The following is a 21003-nucleotide window of genomic DNA, read 5'->3' as shown; positions in this document are numbered from 1 at the left end:
GTTCTTACCAAATGGTTAACGGCTTTGTGAGGCGTTTGCAGGATGTTGGCAGTCCCAAGGCGGTCTCATGTCTCTGGGCGCGAGGATGCAGGGGCGGGGACGGGGGCGCAGTTTGATCCCGAAAACGGGCGCGCGGGGAACGCCTTGTTTCCAATGTCAAATTTTCGATGTTATCACGGAGGCATTGCTGCAACGATCAGACCCCACTGGTCTGACATCATCAACGCGCGAGGTCTGAAATCGATGACGCAACTCTTGGCTGACTACCGTCAACTTGCCGCTGCCCTAAAGGTGGAGGCCATCGCACTGGTGCCCGGGCCGAATTTCACGCGGGCCCTCGGTCACAGTTTCATGAGCCATGAACGACCTTTCGTTCTGGTGATACCTGCCGAAGGCAAACCGGCCGCGATCGTTCCGAACCTTGAACTTGGCTCCTGGGAGCAGGTCGGCTTTGATGGGGCGGTTTTTGATTGGCGCGATCAGGATGGCTATGCCGGGGCCTTTGCGGCGCTGGCGGCGCATCTGCCGATGACCCGGCTGGCCGTCGAAGGACAGGTGATGCGGGTCTTTGTGCATCACGCGCTGAAACAGGCGATGCCCGATGTCGAAATCATCGATGCCGAACGTCAGATCTCGGGACTACGGATGATCAAGACGGCGGCTGATATCGCTGCGCTTGAGGCGGCTATCAGCCTGTCAGAGCGTGCGCTGCATCGGGTTCTGGAAGGCGTGCGTGTCGGCCAGACCGAGAAAGAGATCGAAAGTGCGCTGATCCAGGCTCTGTTTGCCGAAGGCGCCGACGACCTGGCCTTTACCCCTATTGTTGCGGCCGGGGACAATTCCGCGCGCCCCCACGCGCACGCGCGCGCCGATTACAAGGTACAGTCCGGTGATGCACTGCTGTTCGATTTCGGCGGCCGCAAGGACGGCTTCTGCGCCGATATTACCCGCACCGTTTTTGTTGGCGAGGTCAGTGACGAAGGTCGCGCGGTTTATGACACGGTGCTGCGCGCCAATCTGGCTGGGCTGGAGGTGACGCGGGCCGGGGTCACGGCGCATGAGATTGATGATGTGGTGACCGGCGTTCTGGAAGCCTCGCCCTATGCCGACCGGATCCGCACCAAGACCGGGCATGGGCTTGGCCGCGATGTCCACGAAGCACCCTATATCATGCGTGGCAATCAGCAGGAGCTGCCCGCAGGCACGGTCTACACCAATGAGCCGGGTCTGTACGGGCCGGGCCTGTTTGGCGTGCGGATCGAGGATGACGTGCTGATAACCGGGGACGGCTGCCGCACGCTGACCACCTTCCCCAAGGAGCTGATGATCGTCGGCTGATCTGACGCCACGCGGAAATGGGGGGCGAACCCGTGCTTCAGGTGGCGGATTGCAACTGCGCCTGAAGCGAGGCCTTGGCATCCTGAATATGAGCAAAGGTTAGCCGCGCGGCGGTCTCCGCCTCTCCTGTCGCGCAGGCCTGCAGGATGGCGCGGTGTTCTTCGGTGCTCCGGTCGACGCCGCCGCTCATCACCAGTTGCGCGCGCAGGTAGCGGTCCACCCGGTCCATGGCGTTTTCGATGACCTGAATGTGGTAGGGCATGCCGCTGACGCTATAAAGGGCGCCGTGGAATTTGCGGTTCAGTTGCCCCCAGATCATAGGATCGTCCGAGGCGGCAAATTTCTCCAAACAGGCCTCGGCGCTTTGCAGGGTGTCCGGTGTCATATTCGGAACCGCCTGGCGGATCACATCGGCTTCCAGCTTGGCCCGCAGATCGAAAACCTCGCCCGCCTCCTGCATCGACAAAGTGGCGACCACCGCGCCCTTGTAGCGCTGGGTTCTGACCAGCCCCTGCTGTTCCAGCCGGGTCAGGGCCTCGCGCACCGGAAAGCGGGAGGTGTGAAACGCCTTGGCGATCTCTTCCTGGCGCAGCGGTTCGCCATCGGCAAGATCGCCCTGGATGATGGCCTTGCGTAGCGCGTCAAAGATGACCGTCGCAGCACTGGCTGTCTGTGAAATATCCGTGGCCTGAAACTTCACGCCTCTGCCTCATCTGTCTTGCGGTGAACCGGCCCCTCTATACAGGGCTTCTGCTCAGCTGTGAAAGCGGCAAAGCAAACGCCGCGAGCCCAAGGGACCCGCGGCGCTGATTGGTAACCGGGCTGGCCTGTCTCAGAATTCCACGACGGCGCGGATGGATTTGCCTTCGTGCATCAGGTCGAAGCCGTGGTTGATTTCGTCCAGCGACAGCTTGTGGGTGATCATCGGGTCGATCTCGATCTTGCCGTCCATGTACCAGTCGACGATCTTCGGCACATCGGTACGGCCCGAGGCGCCACCGAATGCGGTGCCGCGCCAGCTGCGGCCGGTGACCAGCTGGAAGGGACGGGTGGAAATCTCGGCTCCGGCAGGTGCCACGCCGATGATGATGCTTTCGCCCCAGCCCTTGTGCGCGGCTTCCAGCGCGGTGCGCATGACCTGCACGTTGCCAGTGGCGTCAAAGGTGTAATCGGCGCCGCCACCGGTCAGTTCAACCAGATGCGCCACCAGATCGCCCTCCACCTCGGCGGGGTTGACGAAATCGGTCATGCCGAAATGCGTCGCCATTTCGACCTTGCCGGGGTTCAGGTCCACGCCCACGATCTGGTCAGCACCCGCGAGCCGCAGGCCCTGGATCACGTTGAGACCGATGCCGCCCAGACCGAACACGATGGCGGTGGAGCCGATTTCGACCTTGGCGGTGTTGATCACCGCGCCGATGCCGGTAGTGACGCCGCAGCCGATGTAGCAAATCTTGTCAAAGGGTGCGTCCTTGCGCACCTTGGCCAGCGCGATTTCCGGCACAACCGTGTGGTTGGCGAAGGTCGAGCAGCCCATGTAGTGATGGATCGGGGTGCCATCCAGCATCGAGAACCGGGTGGTGCCATCGGGCAGCAGGCCGGCGCCCTGTGTGGTGCGGATCGACTGGCAGAGGTTGGTTTTCGGGTTGAGGCAGTATTCGCATTCGCGGCACTCAGGTGTGTAAAGCGGGATCACGTGATCGCCCACTTCCAGGCTGGTGACGCCTTCGCCGACTTCGATCACCACGCCTGCGCCTTCGTGGCCCAGGATGGCGGGGAAGATGCCTTCGGGGTCATCGCCCGAGCGGGTGAATTCGTCGGTGTGGCACAGACCGGTGGCCTTGATCTCTACCAGAACCTCACCCGCTTTGGGGCCTTCGAGGTTCACGTCCATGATTTCAAGCGGTTTGCCGGGAGCAACGGCAACGGCGGCACGGGTGCGGATCATGTTTGGGTTCCTTCGCTTCTGTCTGGCGGCCGACGGGCCGGGTGTTCTGTGGCATGAGGCATCATGCGCTGGCGGACCTTTTGGCCCTGCTTTTGCCAGCGTTACATTCGCCACACTATGGGCGCAAGCACCCCTGTTGCACGGATTTTCACCAGCAAGAGGGCGTATTGTATAAAACCGGCGCTTGCGTGCAGCTCTGCGTCATCCGGGCTTGTGTGGCCGTTTCGGAGGGGAAGATCTGCAATGCCTTTTACGCCTGCCTGTCTGGTGGTGCTTGTACGGGCGATGACCGACTATAGATGAAAGGGATGACTGCGATAGCGCCCTATGCGACACCGGGATGAAGGAGGCACCATCATGAATATCGGAGACGTTGCAGCCCGTTCAGGGCTGCCTGCCAAAACCATTCGGTATTACGAGGACATCGGCCTCATCAAACCCATGCGCAGCGCCAACGGCTATCGCAGTTTTGCCGAAACCGACCTGCATAAGCTGGCCTTTCTGGGGCGGGCGCGGGCTCTGGGCTTTACCATCGAAGACTGCCGAATGCTGATGGCGCTCTATGAGGATGAAAGCCGCGCCAGCGCCGATGTGAAACATCTGGCGCAGGAGCACCTGGGCAAGATCGAAGCCAAGATCGCCGATTTGCAGGCGATGCGCGATACACTGACTGAACTGGTGCATTGCTGCGCTGGGGACAACCGGCCAGATTGTCCAATTCTGAAAGATCTGTCCGGCGAATTCTGTGCAAAGGAAACCGGCGCGGAGTAGCGTCGGTTCTTGCGCGTTGTCGGTACGATCCGCGTCAGCGCCAGATCGGATTGGACCAGGCCCGCTTGCCGGACCGGTCAATCACGGTAACCCGCAGCCAAGGGCTGTCTTTCAGACGGTCCAGCGAAATGCGTGCCTGTGTCAGGGCAGTGCCATGCTGCAGCGTTGCGGCAGAGCCATGTCCCTGCACGATGACAGAGGATGCCGGGCTGCATGCCACATCGATATGCCCGCCGTTCAGCGCCACAGCCTTCAGCTCGGGCCCTTGTGAAGAATAGAAATGCCCGTCCTTCAAGGCCTCTAGCAGCACATCGGGTTCGTTGGCTTCTGCCTTGACCATGACCCAGCCGCCGAAATGATCGGGGCCAGCGAAATGAGCGTCATCGGTGGCGATGAGGTTCAGGTCGCGCCCATCAGAGAGCAGAAGGTCGGCGACATGGCCGCCTTCGCCGCGATCAGTGCCGACGGCGCAGGTGTGGTTGTAGATCTCCACCGCGTGGGCCGCTTCTATGCTGCGCGCATCCGACAGTGTCATGCCCGACCAGTGCGGATGGGCGATGGTCACGAAAGCCCCGGCCTCGCGGGCGCGCCGGGCGATTTGCGGCCCGGTTTCCTGGCCTTCAACGGGGTGAAAGTCAGGCGAGTGGGACGGCGCAAAATCCGCGGGCAGGCCGACGGCGAGAATGTGCCACAGCTCACCGTTTTCCATGGCGCCGGAATGCAGTTCGGCGCCGGGCAGGGTGGTGAAGACCGCGTCCCTAAAGTCGCGCGTGTCGGTGATGGGATAGTCAAACCGCCCGACGAAATGATCGGTCAGCGCAATGAAATCATAGCCTTCCGCCTTGTAGCGGCGGCAGACCTCTGCCGGATCCAGAACCCCGTCCGACCGGTTCGAATGGCAATGCAGATTGCCGCGGAAAAACTCTCCGGGGGCGGCAAAGGCGGGGTGCAGCATGGGGTGTCTCCTGTCCGTGTTCCCCGGCTGGTAGCGGTCTTTGGCAATGGTTTTGTGACACGAGAAGGAGAAGGAACGCGCGCGGCAACCCCCTGCCTAAGAATAGGCAGCGCCGAGGGAGGAGCGGCTCGAGAGAAACGGGGTGCCGCGCGCAGGGGGGATGTAGGCCGAGGACGCCGGGCCCGCAAGGGGGGCGGCAGAGGTGACGCAACGGTCCGGCCTGATCAGATCGGACCGTTGCGTATTGTATAGGCGGTTTGAAGCGGGCCTGCGAGAAACAGACCCCAAGAACAACTCCGCGTGAACAGGCTGCGCCCGGCTCAGGCCGGGCGCAGTTCCAGAATTTCCCGCGCCTGCTGCCAGGTGGCAACGGGGCGTTCGTACTTCTCACACAGGTCAGCCGCGCGTTTGACCAGGGCCGCGTTCGACGGCGCCATGGTGTTGCGATCAATGCGTAGGTTGTCTTCGAGACCCGTGCGGGTGTGACCGCCTGCGGCAATCGCCCATTCGTTCAGCATGATCTGACCCGGACCAATGCCGGCACCGCACCATTCGGCATCGGGGGCAAGACGTTTGACCGTCTGCACGTAGAAATCGAAGGTTTCCTTGTCCACCGGCATCGCGTTCTTCACGCCCATGACGAATTGCACATAGAGCTTGCCCGGAATGGCGCCTTCACGGCTCATCTTCACCGCCTGATGGATATGGCTGAGGTCGAAGGCTTCGATCTCGGGCTTTACCTCATAGGTGCGCATTTCGGAGGCCAGCCAGTCGACCAGATCCGGCGGGTTCTCGTAGACGCGGGTGGGGAAGTTGTTGGACCCCACTGACAGCGACGCCATGTCGGGGCGCAGCGACAGCATGCCGCCGCGTTCCTTGCCTGCGCCGGAGCGGCCACCGGTGGACAGCTGCACGATCATGCCGGGGCAGTGTTTGTTCAGCCCTTCCAGCAGACGACCGAATTTTTCTGGGTCCGAGGTCGGCGTCTGATCGTCGTTGCGCACGTGGCAATGGGCGATCGAGGCGCCTGCCTCAAAAGCTTCCTGAGTGCTTTCGATCTGCTCGGCGATGGTAATCGGCACCGCCGGGTTATGTTCCTTGCGCGGTACCGAGCCGGTGATGGCCACGCAGATAATGCAGGGTTTGCTCAACTCTGTCCCTCCTCAGATGTCGAAGAATACGGTTTCATCGTCACCTTGCAGGCAAATGTCAAAACGATAAACCGTTTGCCCATCACGTTCGCTGCGCTTGGCGACCAAGGTTTCGCGACGTTTCTCCCATTCGATCAGGTTGATCACCGGGTCCGTCGCGTTGGCTTCGGCCTCGTCGTCAAAGTAAAGGCGAGTGTTGAGGCCGATATTGATGCCGCGCGCCACGATCCAGAGGTTGATATGCGGCGCCATCATCTGACCGTTGCGGCCCATAACCGGGCCGGGCTTGACGGTCTCAAACGCCCATTCCCCGGTTTCAAAGTTGGTGATCACGCGGCCCCAGCCGCGAAAGCCCTCTTCGACCTCGCCGGGATGTTCGGGATGGGCATAGACACCGGCGGCATTGGCCTGCCAAGCCTCCAGCAGCACGTCCTTCACCGGCGATCCGATGCCGTCGATTACCAGTCCTTCAATCCGGATCCGCTCGCCTGCGGCATTGGGGCCTGCGATGTCCTGACCCAGTTCCTGATCGTAGATCTGGAAACCGGCAGCACCCGGCGCAAGGCCGATATGGACGTAGGGGCCTGCGGTTTGCGACGGGGTTTCTTTCAGATAATCAAGCTTCTGTTGCATCAGTTCCCCTCCAGACGGTTTTCGAACAGGGTCGAGCGGCGACCACGCAGCACGATGTCGAATTTGTATGCGATGGTATCGAGCGGAATGGTCGCGTTGCGGTCCAGTCGCGCGATCAGCTGGTCGATGGCGTCCGGATCCGGGATCGTCGCCACGATGGGGCAGGTTTTGATCAGCGGATCGCCCTCGAAATAAAGCTGGGTGATCAGGCGCTGGGCAAAGCCGCTGCCAAAGACCGAAACGTGAATATGCGCCGGGCGCCAGTCGTTGACCCAGTTGCGCCAGGGGTAGGCACCGGGTTTCACGGTGCGGAAATAGTAATAGCCATCCTCATCCGTCATGGTGCGGCCACAGCCGCCAAAGTTCGGGTCGATCGGCGCCAGATAGGTGTCTTTCTTGTGGCGGTAGCGTCCACCGGCGTTGGCCTGCCAGACCTCGACCAGAGTATTCGGAACCGGGCGGGCGTTTTCATCCAGCACCCGGCCATGCACGATGATCCGTTCGCCAATGGGGCTTTCGCCCTGCTTGGCGTAGTTCGAGATCAGATCATTGTCGGTGGGGGCCAGGTCGCCATGACCGAAACGCGGGCCGGTGATTTCGCTCGGCGTGTTTTCCAGGCTGATCAGCGAAAACTTGGGCGAGCGCGCCACCGAGGTTTTGTAGTCCTTGTCATAGGCTGGCGGGTGCCAGCGGCGGTCGCGCTGGTAGAATTCAGCCATGTTCTGTGTCGATTTCGTCATTGTCCTATCCTCCTCAGGTCTTGGATGCCGGGGATGCGGCGGCTTCGGCATCCATTTCCGCATAGGTTTGTTTGGCCAGTTTCAGCGCATGGTTGGCGCGCGGCACCCCGGCGTAGATCGCCACGTGCTGAAACGCCTCGATCACATCGGTGCGGCTGGCGCCCGTGCGCGCGGTGGCGCGGATATGCATCGGGATTTCCTCGAAATTTCCCATCGCCGCCAGCAGGGCCAGGGTCAGCATCGACCGTTCGCGCTGGCCGATCCCGTCCGAGGCCCAAACGGTGCCCCAGGCGCCTTCGGTGATCAGCGTCTGAAAGGCCACGTCCATGTCGGTCTTGGCAGCTTCGGCGCGATCCACATGCGCATCTCCCAGCACGCTGCGGCGCACGGTCATGCCCTGATCGTAACGACTGTCGGTCATCCGGTCCTCCCTCGTTCATATGGTATGTACTATCGCATATCTAAATTGGACTGTATAATGCTGTGAATTGCATGATTTCATATTGGAAATGGTATGCGTCTGTCTGCACAGCTGAAGCTGCGCCATCTTGAGGTCTTCGTCGAGGTCGCCCGGCAGGATAGCGTCACCCAGGCGGCCGAGGCATTGGGCATGACCCAACCTGCGGTGACCCGCACCCTGCGGGAGCTGGAGGCCGTGGTCGGCAAGCCCTTGGTTGAGCGGCACGGGCGCGGTATCCGCCTGTCCGCCTATGGCGAGATGTTCCGCGACCACGCCGGGCGCAGTCTGGCGCTGGCACGGGACGGGGTGGCAATGCTGCAGGGGCTGGACGAGGCAGAAGGGCCACGGGTGGCTATTGGCGCTTTGCCGACCGTGTCAGCAACAGTGGTGCCGGATGCCCTGGCAGCGCTGCGTACCGAGGGTAGCCACAGCCGGTTTTCCGTGCGCACCGGGGACAATCAATACCTGCTGGACCAACTGCGGCGGGGCAATCTGGATGTGGTGGTGGGACGTCTGCCCGCGCCCGATCACATGGTGGGGCTGGATTTCGATCCGCTGTTCCGCGAACGGGTGGTCGCGGTCGTCGCCCATGATCATCCGCTGGCGGCGTTGCCGCATGTCCCGGCTGATGCCTTTGAGGGGTTCCCGGTACTGATGCCCTCGGAAGGGTCGATCATCCGGCCGTTGGTGGACCGCATGTTTCTGGAGCAGGGGATGACGGTGCCCCGTTTCCCGATCGAAACCGTTTCTGCCACGTTTGGGCGCCGGTTCACGCTGAAGCATCGGGCGATCTGGATCATCAGTCATGGTGTGGTGCGTGCCGATCTGGAGGAGGGCGTGCTGGCATTACTGCCGCTGAACACGGACAGCACGCTGGGTCCGGTGGGGCTGTGTATCCGCAGTGAACACCAGCTCTCTGCTGCTGCGGCGCGGTTCTGCGCAGCCTTGCGGGAGATTTGCGAGGCTTAGGCGCGCAGGCTGGCCAGCGCCATTTCTGCCAGATCGTCTGCGATGGTGTTGCGGAACTCCTGCCCGGCGCCGCGATCCGGCTGATACCAGAAGACCGGTGAGTTGAGCATCAGCATCAGCCCGGCAACCGTGACCGTCAGGTTGCGCTCGGGGAATATGTCTGCCTCGATACCCCGGGCGATCTGGTCGCGGAAGAGTTCGGCATACTGCCGGTGCTCTGCTCGCACCTGCGCCTGCATGCCCAGCTCAAACGCGTTGGAGGTTTTGGCGCGCGCGCCGGTATAGGTTTGGAGAATCACCTTGTGGTAGGGCAGGGAGCGCAGCACCTCCATCACATGGGCGCGGGCCATCCGTTCCAGACAAAGCTGCGGAGGCAGGGCATCATCGGCCACTGCGCTGACCGCCTGATAGGTGAACCGCGCGGCGCGCAGTTGTACCGCAGCCAGAAGCGCACCTTTGGAGGGAAAGTGATGATAAATCCGTCCCTTGGTCGATCCAAGGCTGGCCGCGATATCGTCGATGGATGCGGAATCGGCGCCCATCGTCATGAAACAATGGGCCGCTGCATCAAGAATTTCGCTTTTGGATGCGCTGATCTGTTCTAACATGATGCATCGCCTGACGTTGTCTGCTTGCGGGGCGGCGCGGCTGGAAGGGCCATTTCACCATCCTTGATCGCTGCTGCACACCATCGGGCGCGGAGCGAACAATAGGGGGGCATATGCTCAAAATATAGCCGCATTTTGCCATTTTGACGCTGGGTCTTAGCAATTGACAGGGGAAAAACATACTCAGTAGTCTGTTTTTAGACGCCAAGGGTTTCCGCCGCTTGAGGAGGCGCAGCGAAAACCCAGTAAAATAAGGCGCATTCGCCCGGCAATGACCGGGTCAGGAACCGCTCATGACGGGCGGGGGGAGGAAAATTTGGAAGTATTGCAGCTCCTGGTCAGCGGGCTCGCGAATGGCTGTGTCTACGGCCTGATCGCGCTCGGATTTGTGCTGATCTACAAAGCGACTGAAGCGGTCAATTTCGCTCAGGGCGATTTCATGATGCTGGGGGCATTTGTGACCCTTGGCCTTACCAATGCAGAATACATGGACCTGCCATTCTGGCTCGCCGCGCCGCTGGCGATTTCGATCATGGCGGTGCTTGGCTATCTGCTCGACTTTTTCATTCTGCGGCACCTGTTCGGGCAGAGCCAGACCGCAGTTGTCATCCTGACCATTGCGCTGGGCTTTGTGCTGCGCTTCGTGGCCGGGCTGATCTGGGGGCACGAGCCGCAGACGCTGGAAAGCCCGCTTGCGCTGGGCGATCTGCAACTGGGCGGCGTCGTGCTGGGCATGGCGGATGTCGCGGTGATCGTGGTCACCTTCCTGCTGACATGGTCACTCTATCAGTTTTTCCAGCGCACCAAGCTGGGGCTTGCCATGCAGGCGGCCAGTCAGAACCAGATGGCGGCCTATTTCATGGGCATTCCGGTGCGCCGGGTGCAGGGGCTTATCTGGGGGCTGGCGGGGGCAACCGCCGCAGTGGCAGGGATCCTTTTTGCCTCAAAGGGCGCCATTGATCCCAACGCCGGCCTCTTGGGCATCAAGGCCTTCGCGGCGGCTGTCATCGGGGGCTTCGGCTCGCTCCCCGGCGCGCTGGCCGGTGGTCTGATCGTGGGTGTGATCGAACCCTTCGCAGCACGGTATCTTGCGGCGGGCTATTCGCAGATCGCGCCTTATGCGCTGCTGCTGGCGGTGCTGGTGTTCCGTCCGCACGGCCTGTTCAGCCAAGTCCGAGTGAAGAAGGTCTGATCCCATGCGCATTCATTTCAAAACCACCTATGAACAGGATATCCGCCTGTTCCCCGACATGTGGACGGCCTGCGTTTATGGCCTTCTGATCCTGATTGCCTTTGGCCTGCCGTTCCTGATCAACGAGTTCTATATCGGCGAAGTCACCAACGTGCTGATCTGGGCGATTGCCGGTCTGGGTCTGATGCTGCTGACCGGTCAGACTGGTCAGGCCAGCCTTGGCCATGCGGCGTTTCTGGCCATCGGCTGCTACGCCAACACGATCCTGATCGAACAGGGGCTGCCGTTCATTCTGGCTTTCCCGCTGGCCGGTATCATCACCGGGATCGTCGGCGCCGTGATCGCTATTCCGGCCCTGCGGCTGCACGGGATCTATCTGGCGATTGCGACCATTGCCCTGTCGATCCTTGCCGATGACATTATCGTCCTTCTTGAGCCCTGGACTGGCGGCGTGTCGGGCAAGTTCCCGGACATGATCACCATTTTCGGGTTCGAGATTGAACGCTGGTCGATGCCGACCCGGTTCTACTATCTGGTGCTTGTCGTCACCATCATCTGCACACTGTTCTACCGCAACCTGCTGCGCTCGCCTTTGGGCCGTGCCTTTGCTGCGGTGCGTGACAGTGAGGTCTCGGCGACTGCTATGGGCGTTCACATTGCACGCACCAAGGCGACCGCCTTTGGCCTGTCTTGCATGATCACCGGCTGGGCCGGGGCGCTGATGGGATACTATGCGGGCACCTTTAACAACGAGACCTTCTCGATCGTGATTTCGATCACCCTGCTGATGATGATCGTGATTGGCGGCCTCGGCTCCATTCACGGGGCCTTCTTCGGCGCAGTTGTGGTGGCCTTCCTTCCGCAGGGTCTGTCGATCCTCAAAGACAGCGTGATCGGTGGCGGCGTCGCCATCCCGGGGCTGGAAACCGGCGTCTTCGGCATGATCCTGATCCTGTTCATCCTGTTCGAACCCATGGGCATCTACGGCCGCTGGCTGAAGATCCGGACATGGTTCGAATTGTTCCCCTTTGCGCGCAAGGACATGTTCCGTCGCCAGAAAACCTACCTGAAGACGGAGCGTTTGAGATGAGCCTTTTGGAGATCAAGAATGCAACGCTGAAATTCGGTGGCGTTGTGGCTGTGAACGATCTGTCCTTCTCGGTCGAGGAAGGCGAGGTCTACGCCATCGTCGGCCCGAACGGGGCAGGGAAGTCGACCGTGTTCAACCTGATTTCGCGGTTCTACGAACCTTATGCGGGCTCTTTCACCTTCGACGGGCAGAACCTGCTGGATCGCAAACCGGACGAGGTGGCGGATCTTGGCATTGCGCGGACCTTTCAGAACATTGAACTCTTTGATCACGCGACGGTGTTGCAGAACCTTCTTGTGGGGCGGCACCGCCACCGCAAGTCCACGCTGATCGAAGAGCTGTTCTTTGCGCCGCGTGTGCGCCGCGAAGAGCACCGCCACCGCGAGGCCGTGGAGGAGGTGATCGATTTCCTCGACCTGCAGCCCTACCGGAACAAGATGATCGCTGGCCTGCCATATGGCGTGCGCAAGGTGGTCGAACTGGGCCGGGCGTTGGCCTCGGGGCCGCGGCTCTTGTTGCTGGATGAACCTGCCTCGGGACTTTCGGTTGAGGAAACGCAGGACATGCGTTGGTGGATTGATGATATCCGCAAACAGATGGGGATCACCGTATTGATGGTGGAACATGACATGGGGCTGGTCTCTGGCGTGTCCGACCGCGTTCTGGCGCTGGCGGATGGGGCCAAGCTGGCCGAAGGCACCCCGGCTGAGGTGCAGTCGAACCCGGCCGTGATCGAGGCCTATCTTGGCGCGGGGGCTGTCTGATGGGAGAGCCTTTGCTGGAAATCAAGAACCTCGAGAGCTTTTACGGGCCGATCATGGCAATCCGGGGCGTGTCGCTGAAGGTGGACAAGGGGCAGATCGTCACCGTTCTGGGTGCCAATGGCGCCGGGAAATCCACCCTCCTGAAAACGATCTCGGGCATCATGGATCCTGAAAAGGGCGAAGTGCTGTTCGATGGCAAACCGATTCAGGGGCAGGAGCCGCACAAGATCGTCAGTCAGGGCATCGTACACGTGCCCGAAGGCCGCGAGGTCTTCCCGCTGCTGACGGTGAATGAAAATCTGAGCCTTGGCGCTTACACCCGGTCGGACAGGGCCGAGATCGAAAAGGACCGGGAGATGGTGTTCGACTATTTCCCGATCCTCGCCGAACGGCGCGACCAGGAGGCCGGGACGCTGTCCGGCGGCCAGCAGCAGATGCTGGCGATCGGGCGTGGGCTGATGCTGCGGCCCAAGATCATGCTGCTGGATGAACCCAGCCTAGGCCTTTCGCCGCTTCTGGTGCAGGAGATCTTTGCCATTCTGCGGCGGCTCAACGCCGAGGAACACGTGACCATGATGCTGGTGGAACAGAACGCCCGCATCGCGCTGGAACTGGCGGACGTGGGCTATGTGATGGAGATCGGCCGCATCGTGATGGACGGCACCGCCGACCGCCTGATGCAGTCCGAGGACATCCAGGCCTTTTATTTGGGCCACCAGGAAGAAGGCCAGCGCGGAGAGAAACGCTGGAAACGCAAGAAGACGTGGCGATGAGGGGGGAAGGGATGAACATGCAAAACCTTGGACAGACCGCACACCCGCAGGTGGTTCTCAACGGCGTTTCGTTCAACGCAGAGCCGGGCCAGCGCCCGGTGTTGGTGGACGGCTGTGACACCATCGTGAAACTGTTTCAGCTGCGTTGTCAGGCGCTGGGCGACCGAACTGCTCACCGCGAAAAGGATATGGGCATCTGGAAAGCCTATTCCTGGAACGATTACTGGGATCACGCGAAATGGATTGGCCTTGGCCTGATGTCGCTGGGTCTGAAACGCGGCGAGGTGGTGTCGATCTTAAGTGAGGACCGGCGCGAGTGGCTTTACTCCGATCTGGGTATTCAGGGTGTTGGCGGGATTGCCTCTGGCGTCTACACCACGGACTCTGCCTCGCAGCTGGCCTATCTGGTCAATGACAGCGACAGCCGGTTCCTGTTTGTCGAAAACGACGAACAGCTCGACAAGTACCTTGAGATCGCCGATCAGGTTCCGGGGCTGGCCAAGGTCATCATCTATGAACGCGAAGGGCTGCATGATCTGGATCATGAAAAATGCCTTTTCATCGAGGATCTGTACGAGCTGGGTAAAGCCTATGAAGCGCGCCATCCCGGCACCTTCGAGGCTGAAATTTCCAAATCCCAGCCCGAGGACACGGCGCTTCTGATCTATACATCGGGCACCACGGGCATGCCCAAGGGCGCTATGCTCAGCAATGAGAATATCCTTGCCTCGACCGAGGCGGGGGCGCGGGCGCTGGAAGTCTACAAGACAGACGATCAGCTGTGTTTTCTGCCGCTGTGCCACATCCTTGAACGCAACGTGTCGGTCTATTTCCCGCTCGCGGCTTCCAGCACGGTGAACTTCGCCGAAAGCCCGGAAACCGTGTTCGACAATATGCAGGAGGTCTCTCCGGCGACCTTTTTCGCGGTGCCGCGGGTTTGGGAAAAGATCTACTCCCGGGTCCTGGTTCTGGCGCAGGAAGCCACGCCGATTGGCCGTATGGCCTTCCATCAGGCGGTCAAGGCCGGGCGCAAGCGGGCGCAATACGTGATGTACGGAAAACCCGTCCCTTCGGGCGTGGCGGCGTCTTATGCCTTCTGGGATTTTGCGGTTCTGCGCAATCTGCGCCGGATGCTGGGCATGGACAAGATGCGCCGCGGCGGAACCGGCGCCGCGCCGATCTCACCCGAGCTATTGGAATGGTACTGGTCCATCGGTGTGCCGCTGATCGAAGGCTACGGCATGACCGAGAACGCCGGCCTGTCCACCATCAACACTTTCGACACCAACGCGCCGGGAACGGTGGGGCACGCGGTGCCGGGGGTCGAGGTGCGTATCGCGGAAGACGGGGAGATCCAGACCAAGGGGCTCAACAACTTCCAGGGTTACTGGCGCAACAATGAAAAGACCGCCGAGACCTTTACCACCGATGGCTGGCTGCGCACGGGTGATGTCGGCAGGCTGGATGACAAGGGCAATCTGACCATCACCGGCCGGATCAAGGACATCATCATCACCGCAGGCGGCAAGAACATCACCCCGGCCGAAATCGAAAGCCGGTTGAAGTTCAGCCACTATATCTCGGATGCGGTGGTGATCGGGGACGGGCGCAAATATCTCACCTGTCTGATCATGATCGATCAGGAAAATGTTGAGAAATTCGCGCAGGACCGCAAGATACCCTTTAGCGACTTTGCATCGCTCTGTGCCGCGGAGGAGGTGGTACAGCTGATCGGAGCAGAGGTCGAAGCTGTGAACCGGGACTTTGCACGGGTCGAACAGATCAAGGATTTCCGCCTGATCAACGTTCTTCTGACGGCTGAGGACGACGAGTTGACCGCAACGATGAAACTGAAACGCAGTTTTGTGGAGAAGAAGCACAAGGCACTAATCGACGACATGTACTAGCGGCGGCGACAAGGAACGCCGGACAGTTATTTAGGGAGGAAGCGAAAATGAAAAAACTGACATCTGCGCTGACGATGGCGGCTGTAGCCCTTGCCGGGGCCACGGCTGTTCAGGCTGACACTCAGGGGGTTACGGACAGCGAAGTCGTAATCGGCTCGGTGAATGACCTCAGCGGTATCTTTGCTGCGGTGGGCGTGCCGGCGGTCAATGGCGCCAACCTGCGCTTTGACGAAATCAACGCCGCAGGCGGTGTGCATGGTCGCCAGATCAAGTTCGTCGTCGAGGACAACGGCTATCAGATCCCGCGCGCGATGCAGGGCTACAACAAGCTGCTGAACCGGGACAAGGCCTTTGCCATGCTTCTGTCGCTGGGCACACCGATGAACGTGGCTGGCTTCAAGTTGCTGGACCCCAAGGGCATTCCGAACATCAGCCCGCTGTCCGCCGCGCGTCAGATGCTTCAGGAACCGATGCACAACAAATTCATCGGCTTCTCCAGCTACTACGATCAGGTGCAGGTGGGCGTGAAATATCTGGCCGGTGAATTCGAGGCCAAGGAAGTCTGCTCGATGTATATCCCGTCGGATTTCGGCAAGGAAATTCAGGAAAGCACCGAGGATGTAAGCAAAGAGCTGGGCCTGACCTATGCGGCGGAAACCTCGCACAAGCCGGATGAGCTGGATTTTGTCGGCTCGCTCACAAAGCTGAAGTCCGCTGGCTGTGACGTGGTGACACTGGCGCTGGGCGTGCGGCAGGGCATCACCGTAGTCGGCACCGCCAAGAAACTGGGCTGGACCGATGTGAAATTCCTCAACACGTCGGCCGGGTTCCTTGATGTGGTTGCTGCCGTTCCCGGTGGTGTGACCGATGGTCTTTACGCGGCAGCTGGCTGGGTCAGCCTGATCGCTCGCGCCGAAGATCCGGTGCCGGCCGAATTCATGAAGGCCTATGAGGAAAAGTTCGGTCAGCCGGCCGGTGGCTTTGCCATGCTGGGGTATTCCGCAGCGGATACGGTCATTCGCGCGCTTGAGGCCGCGGGGCAGGATCTGACGCAGGAAAGCTTCATCAAGGGGATGGAGAGCCTCAATTTCTATGATGAGCTGACCGACAGCAAGATCACCTATGCGGCTGATGATCACCGTGGTGCGGACGATATCGTGATCTCGGTTGTCGAAGATGGCAAATGGAAAGAGCTGAGCCGCCAGTAACGCGCGCTCTTTAGCTAATCTGCTATGAACCGGTGCGGGGTGATCCGCGCCGGTTTTCTGTTTGTCAGCCGCGTCTTTTTTTCCCGGTGTTCTGCGCCCGGCTTTACATTGCTAAACCCCAAATTATATAAATTCGCGTACGTGAATATAACTGCGCCATGGCGGCCGGATATTTGCGCAGATGCATTATTGGGAGGCAGGTGCAATGGGTGTGAACAGAAGAGAATTTCTGCAAGGGGCAGGGGCCAGTATGGCGTTGGCAGGATCTGCTGCTGGTATGGCATCGGCTGCTGCAGCCTCGGGCGGCGATCAATTGAAGATTGGCGATATGTCCCTTCAGACACTGTCGGATGGGAACCTGGTGCTGCCTCAGGGGTTCCTGTTTCCCGAGCAGTCGCCAGAGCAGCTGATGCCCATCCTGACCCGGCACGGCGTTGCCCAGGATCCGATGGAGCCTCCGCTGAACGTGACGCTGATGCGTCAGGGCGACCGCGTTGTACTGTTCGATGCCGGGTCCGGCCCGGCCTTCCAGGCCAGCGCGGGGCAACTGCCCGCCGCGCTGGAGGCGGCAGGTGTATCCCCCGAGGACGTCACCCATGTGGTGTTCACCCATTGCCACCCGGATCACCTGTGGGGCGTTCTGGACGATTTCGATGATCCTTTGTTTGCCAATGCTGAACATTTCATCGGGCAGCAGGAATGGGATTTCTGGTTCGACCCCAGCACCATTGACACGATCGGCGAGGCCCGCGCTACCATGGCCGCCGGGGCGCTTCGGCGGATGGAGATTCTAGAGGACCAGATCACCCGGTTCCGCGATGGCGAAGAAATCCTGCCCGGTGTCGCGGCGCGGGCGACCTATGGTCATACGCCGGGCCATATGTCCTTTGAACTCAGGTCAGGCAGCGAGAGCGTGATGGTGCTTGGCGATGCCATCGGCAATTCCCACGTGAGCTTTGAAAGACCCGATTGGCACGTGGGATCCGACCAGGATGCAGCCATGGCCGCTGCTGCCCGCATGAGCTTGCTGGATCAACTGGCTCACGAGCAGACGCGTGTGATTGGCTACCATCTACCAGAGGGTGGTTTGGGTCAGGTCGCGCGCAAAGGGGACGGTTACCGGTTTATCCCGTTGTAACTTGCCTCCTTGTAAATTTGGCCTAAGTTAAACTATGTTTTTAAGAGAAGCCGCGCCCCGCGTCGTCTGGGGCGCGGTTAAAGGCGGAGAATCCGAATTTTTTCGGAAAATCCAGCTTATTGGCTTGGCGGCAATTCATTCCGTTACTATTCCTATGCGTGTTTAAAGAAACCTGATACATGTAAATTTCAATTCAATTATCTTTATTTATTTGAAAAGGTGATTTTTCACTACATCTTTGCGTCGCATTGTTGTAATTTGATCCTGCGATCACGGTCGATTAGGTGGATTAATGTGTAATTTGATCAAGTTGAATCAGTTCGGCGCGTTCGGTGTATTTCTGTCGGATGGCAGCAGCGTACCCCTAGGGGCCAAGCATCAGGCCTTGATGGCCCTTTTGGCGACCTCAGCATCGGGTATCCGAACAAGAGCATTTTTAGAACACACTTTGTGGAGCCTTGCTCAACCTGAACAAGCAAAGGCCAGCCTGAGGACGGCATTATCGACGCTAAAACGCCATCTGGGACCGGAAGCGGCCCAGGCGATCACAGCTAACCGGGAACGCGTTACTCTGGACCTGTCACGGGTGGAGTTCATTGAGCCCGAGGATCAGGCCGAGTTCATGGAGGGTTTCGAACTGCCGCATGAGACCCGGTTCGAAAGCTGGCTGGCCCAGATGCGCGCGGACTTCGAGGCAAAGCAGACAGGGCAGCCCACCGGCGGCGCTGGGCAAATCGGGCAAACCGGTCGGGTGCAGTATAATGATCTTCTGCCTCCGATCGCGGTCTTGCCCTTCGTGCAGCACACCCCGGGCGAGGACACCTCGCCCCTGGGCTCATTGCTGTCCGAAGAACTGTCTCGCTGCCTTGCACGCAGTCAGGCTTTCACCGTGACATCTTATCTGGCCTCGCGGCAATTCGACCCGAACCGGATCCGCCCGATCGAGGTCTCGCAGGTGGCTGGGGTGAACTATTTGGTGTCTGGTGTGGTGCATGTGCGCGGGCAGATGATGAATGCGGATATCGAGTTGCACGATGCGGTGCGCGAAAAGGTGATCTGGTCGCGCAGCTTTCAGGGGCCGTTCTCGGACCTGATGGCGGGACAAAGCGCGGCCCTGAGAGATGCCACGCGCCAAATCGGTCAAACGGTGGTGGGCGAATCGATCCGCCTTATCGGCTTCAAGCCGCTGGCAGGGCTGGAGGGGCACACGCTGTTAATGGGCGCGATTTCCCTGATGCAGGACATGAACCCCGCTTCCTTTGAAAAGGCACGTGAAATTTTGAACGTGCTGCTGAGCCGGGCCCCGCAGCACCCGCTTGCTCTGACATGGATGGGGTTCTGGCACGTGCTGCGGATCCAGAAGGGTTTTTCCAACGATCGACAACTTGATATCCATCTTGCGGAACAGCTTGCGACCTCGGCGCTCAGCGCGGATTCGTCTTTCTCGCTGGCGCATACGCTGAAGGGCGTGATTTCCAGCCATCTGCTGTTCCATTTCGATCTGGCGCAGACTTCCTATGATCTGGCTTTGAAGGACAATCCAAACGAAGCCTTGGCCCTGCTGCTCAAAGGTACCACCCGGGCCTATCAGGACCGCCCGGACGAGGCGGTGCAACTGACCGATGCCGCGCGACGGCTGTCCCCACTGGGGCCGCAACGCTATTATTTCGACGCGGAATCCGCAGTCGCGAACCTGACCGCACGGAATTATGGGCGTGCGATCGAGCTTGCGGACCGGTCGCTTGAGGCAAATGCCTCCTATCCGACCAGTCTGGGGACCAAGGCCATTGCTTTGCAGATGTCGGGGCGCACCTCTGAAGCCCGCGATACGGTTCAGGATCTTCTGAAGGCCGCGCCAATGTTCAATATGAGCCGGTATCACAACTACACGCCGCTTGCGGCAGGACCCGCCGGAGAGGAATGGGGGCATGCGCTGAAAATGGCGGGTGTCCCGGACTGATACCTCTCTGATCCAGAGCACCACGCTGAAGCGAGGGGAGGCGCTTGCTGCCTGCCACCCGGCAAATCTGTGGGTCTCTGTTCATCGGGGCGGCGCTTTTGTGGGAACCGCCTTGTGTCTGTGGCCGTCTTGAGGCTCCTTGTCTGTCAAAGGTCCGGGCCGACGTCGTTCCGGGCTGACACAGAAAATGGAGCCCCATCATGAAAGCCGTCGTTTACCGCGCCTTCGGACCTGCCCAAGAGGTCCTGTCCCTTGAAACCCTGCCAGCACCCGAACTTGCCTCTGGCGAGGTACGCGTCGCGCTGGCCTATTCCGGCGTCAATCCTTCCGATGTCAAAGCGCGGGCCGGAGCACGGGCAGGTGTCACCGAACTGCCCTTTCCCGCAATCATTCCTCATAGCGATGGCGCGGGCGTCATCACCGAAGTCGGCGAAGGCGTGAATCCGGCGCGCGTCGGGCAGCGGGTCTGGATCTGGAACGGTCAGTGGCAGCGCGCCTATGGCACCGCCGCAAGCGAGATCTGCCTGCCGCAGGAGCAGGCGGTGCCCATGTCTGACACGGTCGATTTTGAAACCGGTGCCGCGCTTGGCATTCCGGGGCTGACCGCCTGTCATACCGTGTTCTCCGGTGGCGAGGTTTCCGGCAAAACCGTTCTGGTGCAGGGCGGGGCAGGGACCGTAGGTCTTCTGGCTGTACAATTGGCCAAATGGGGCGGTGCGCGGGTGATCGCGACCTGTTCCGCAGCTGCGCGAGACCGTGTTCTGGCGGCCGGGGCCGACGCGGTGCTGGATTACAGCGCTACGGACCTCAGCGACCAGATCATCGCTGCAAATCACGGCCAGCTCGTCAATCTGATCGTCGAGGTGGAGTTTGGCGCCAACGCCGAAGTGGACGCGGCAGTGATCGCCCCGAACGGCCGGATCACGGCCTATGGCTCGGCAAAGGTGATGCAACCCGCCTTGCCCTTCTATCCGCTGATGTTCAAGGCGGTCACGTTGGAGATGGCTCTGGTCTACCTGCTGACGCCGACCCAACGCGAGGCGGCGATCGCCCGTTTGAATCGCGCCCTGGAGGCTGGGGCCCTGTCGGTTCCCGTGGCGAAAATCTTTCCTCTGGCCGAGGCCGCCGCAGCGCATGAAGCCGTTGAGGGTGGTGATCGCAAAGGCGTGATTTTGCTGCAAACTTCTGAAAATACAATGAAATAAGGGGCGAGAAGGGGGGGCGTCTGCGGTGTTGGAAAAAGGATGTCAGATTTTTTCAAAAACCCTCTTGCACCCCCCCGCAACTAACTTTAGACAGCGCCTCACCGATGGGGTGTAGCCAAGTGGTAAGGCAGCGGTTTTTGGTACCGTGTATCGTAGGTTCGAATCCTACCACCCCAGCCAACTTCCTTTCACT

At 60.4% G+C, this 21003-nt stretch carries 20 protein-coding genes and 1 tRNA gene; 13 read left to right on the top strand and 8 right to left on the bottom strand.

The window, feature by feature from the left end:
• Window positions 1–243 precede the first annotated feature (243 nt).
• Window positions 244–1338: a M24 family metallopeptidase gene (locus AC5SSZ_RS11720; protein WP_495438273.1), complete on the top strand. Its 1095-nt coding sequence runs from the start codon at window positions 244–246 to the stop codon at window positions 1336–1338.
• Between the two features lie 37 nt (window positions 1339–1375).
• On the opposite strand, the gene AC5SSZ_RS11715 is transcribed toward AC5SSZ_RS11720, so the two are convergent.
• Entirely contained in the window at window positions 1376–2038 is a 663-nt protein-coding gene (locus AC5SSZ_RS11715; protein ID WP_495438272.1) for a GntR family transcriptional regulator, read from the bottom strand.
• Window positions 2039–2170: 132 nt separating this feature from the next.
• Window positions 2171–3286, bottom strand: a complete 1116-nt coding sequence (locus AC5SSZ_RS11710) for an S-(hydroxymethyl)glutathione dehydrogenase/class III alcohol dehydrogenase (protein WP_065272835.1) — start codon at window positions 3284–3286, stop codon at window positions 2171–2173.
• A gap of 357 nt (window positions 3287–3643) precedes the next feature.
• Here AC5SSZ_RS11710 and cueR point away from each other — a divergent pair, with 357 nt between their 5' ends.
• Window positions 3644–4057 (top strand): Cu(I)-responsive transcriptional regulator, encoded by a 414-nt coding sequence (gene cueR, locus AC5SSZ_RS11705; RefSeq protein ID WP_274830189.1) that lies wholly within the window; start codon window positions 3644–3646, stop codon window positions 4055–4057.
• A gap of 34 nt (window positions 4058–4091) precedes the next feature.
• Here cueR and AC5SSZ_RS11700 read toward each other — a convergent pair whose 3' ends face one another.
• From AC5SSZ_RS11700 to pcaC, 5 genes are all read right to left on the bottom strand, one after another.
• Complete coding sequence (locus AC5SSZ_RS11700; protein ID WP_495438271.1) at window positions 4092–5012, bottom strand: PHP domain-containing protein; 921 nt, start codon at window positions 5010–5012, stop codon at window positions 4092–4094.
• A gap of 320 nt (window positions 5013–5332) precedes the next feature.
• Window positions 5333–6163 carry a 3-oxoadipate:acetyl-CoA acetyltransferase gene (locus AC5SSZ_RS11695; protein WP_274868894.1) on the bottom strand — a complete coding sequence of 277 codons (831 nt, stop codon included), beginning with the start codon at window positions 6161–6163 and terminating at the stop codon, window positions 5333–5335.
• Window positions 6164–6175: 12 nt separating this feature from the next.
• Window positions 6176–6796, bottom strand: a complete 621-nt coding sequence (gene pcaG, locus AC5SSZ_RS11690; RefSeq protein ID WP_495438270.1) for a protocatechuate 3,4-dioxygenase subunit alpha — start codon at window positions 6794–6796, stop codon at window positions 6176–6178.
• Complete coding sequence (pcaH, locus tag AC5SSZ_RS11685; RefSeq protein ID WP_495438269.1) at window positions 6796–7536, bottom strand: protocatechuate 3,4-dioxygenase subunit beta; 741 nt, start codon at window positions 7534–7536, stop codon at window positions 6796–6798. The genes pcaG and pcaH overlap by 1 nt, the downstream gene beginning before the upstream one ends.
• A 13-nt stretch (window positions 7537–7549) precedes the next feature.
• On the bottom strand, window positions 7550–7957 hold the full coding sequence (gene pcaC, locus AC5SSZ_RS11680; RefSeq protein WP_065272840.1) for a 4-carboxymuconolactone decarboxylase: 408 nt from the start codon (window positions 7955–7957) through the stop codon (window positions 7550–7552).
• A 93-nt stretch (window positions 7958–8050) separates the two neighbouring features.
• Here pcaC and pcaQ point away from each other — a divergent pair, with 93 nt between their 5' ends.
• Window positions 8051–8965 carry a pca operon transcription factor PcaQ gene (pcaQ, locus tag AC5SSZ_RS11675; RefSeq protein WP_065272841.1) on the top strand — a complete coding sequence of 305 codons (915 nt, stop codon included), beginning with the start codon at window positions 8051–8053 and terminating at the stop codon, window positions 8963–8965.
• Here the strand turns inward: pcaQ and AC5SSZ_RS11670 are convergent.
• Complete coding sequence (locus tag AC5SSZ_RS11670; protein WP_065272842.1) at window positions 8962–9573, bottom strand: TetR/AcrR family transcriptional regulator; 612 nt, start codon at window positions 9571–9573, stop codon at window positions 8962–8964. The two genes, pcaQ and AC5SSZ_RS11670, sit on opposite strands and share 4 nt — an antisense overlap.
• Window positions 9574–9889: 316 nt before the next feature.
• Here AC5SSZ_RS11670 and AC5SSZ_RS11665 point away from each other — a divergent pair, with 316 nt between their 5' ends.
• From AC5SSZ_RS11665 to AC5SSZ_RS11620, 10 genes are all read left to right on the top strand, one after another.
• Entirely contained in the window at window positions 9890–10765 is an 876-nt protein-coding gene (locus tag AC5SSZ_RS11665) for a branched-chain amino acid ABC transporter permease (protein ID WP_495438268.1), read from the top strand.
• A 4-nt stretch (window positions 10766–10769) separates the two neighbouring features.
• Entirely contained in the window at window positions 10770–11855 is a 1086-nt protein-coding gene (locus AC5SSZ_RS11660) for a branched-chain amino acid ABC transporter permease (protein WP_495438267.1), read from the top strand.
• A complete protein-coding gene (locus tag AC5SSZ_RS11655; protein ID WP_065272844.1) occupies window positions 11852–12619 on the top strand; it encodes an ABC transporter ATP-binding protein in 768 nt (255 codons plus the stop codon). The genes AC5SSZ_RS11660 and AC5SSZ_RS11655 overlap by 4 nt, the downstream gene beginning before the upstream one ends.
• Window positions 12619–13392, top strand: coding sequence for an ABC transporter ATP-binding protein (locus AC5SSZ_RS11650; RefSeq protein WP_065272845.1), 774 nt, complete (start codon window positions 12619–12621; stop codon window positions 13390–13392). The genes AC5SSZ_RS11655 and AC5SSZ_RS11650 overlap by 1 nt, the downstream gene beginning before the upstream one ends.
• An 11-nt stretch (window positions 13393–13403) precedes the next feature.
• Window positions 13404–15299, top strand: coding sequence for an AMP-dependent synthetase/ligase (locus AC5SSZ_RS11645; RefSeq protein WP_274830183.1), 1896 nt, complete (start codon window positions 13404–13406; stop codon window positions 15297–15299).
• A gap of 47 nt (window positions 15300–15346) precedes the next feature.
• Entirely contained in the window at window positions 15347–16507 is a 1161-nt protein-coding gene (locus AC5SSZ_RS11640) for an ABC transporter substrate-binding protein (RefSeq protein WP_274830182.1), read from the top strand.
• Between the two features lie 277 nt (window positions 16508–16784).
• Window positions 16785–17645 (top strand): MBL fold metallo-hydrolase, encoded by an 861-nt coding sequence (locus AC5SSZ_RS11635; protein ID WP_495438266.1) that lies wholly within the window; start codon window positions 16785–16787, stop codon window positions 17643–17645.
• Between the two features lie 292 nt (window positions 17646–17937).
• Window positions 17938–19605 (top strand): transcriptional regulator, encoded by a 1668-nt coding sequence (locus AC5SSZ_RS11630; RefSeq protein WP_495438265.1) that lies wholly within the window; start codon window positions 17938–17940, stop codon window positions 19603–19605.
• Between the two features lie 200 nt (window positions 19606–19805).
• On the top strand, window positions 19806–20810 hold the full coding sequence (locus tag AC5SSZ_RS11625) for an NADPH:quinone reductase (protein WP_495438264.1): 1005 nt from the start codon (window positions 19806–19808) through the stop codon (window positions 20808–20810).
• 105 nt (window positions 20811–20915) lie between these two features.
• A tRNA-Gln gene (locus AC5SSZ_RS11620) sits at window positions 20916–20990 on the top strand.
• The last annotated feature ends 13 nt before the right edge of the window (window positions 20991–21003 follow it).

Source organism: Phaeobacter sp. CC-HEC084 (assembly GCF_059429255.1).
This window is presented reverse-complemented; position numbering and strand designations above follow the sequence as displayed.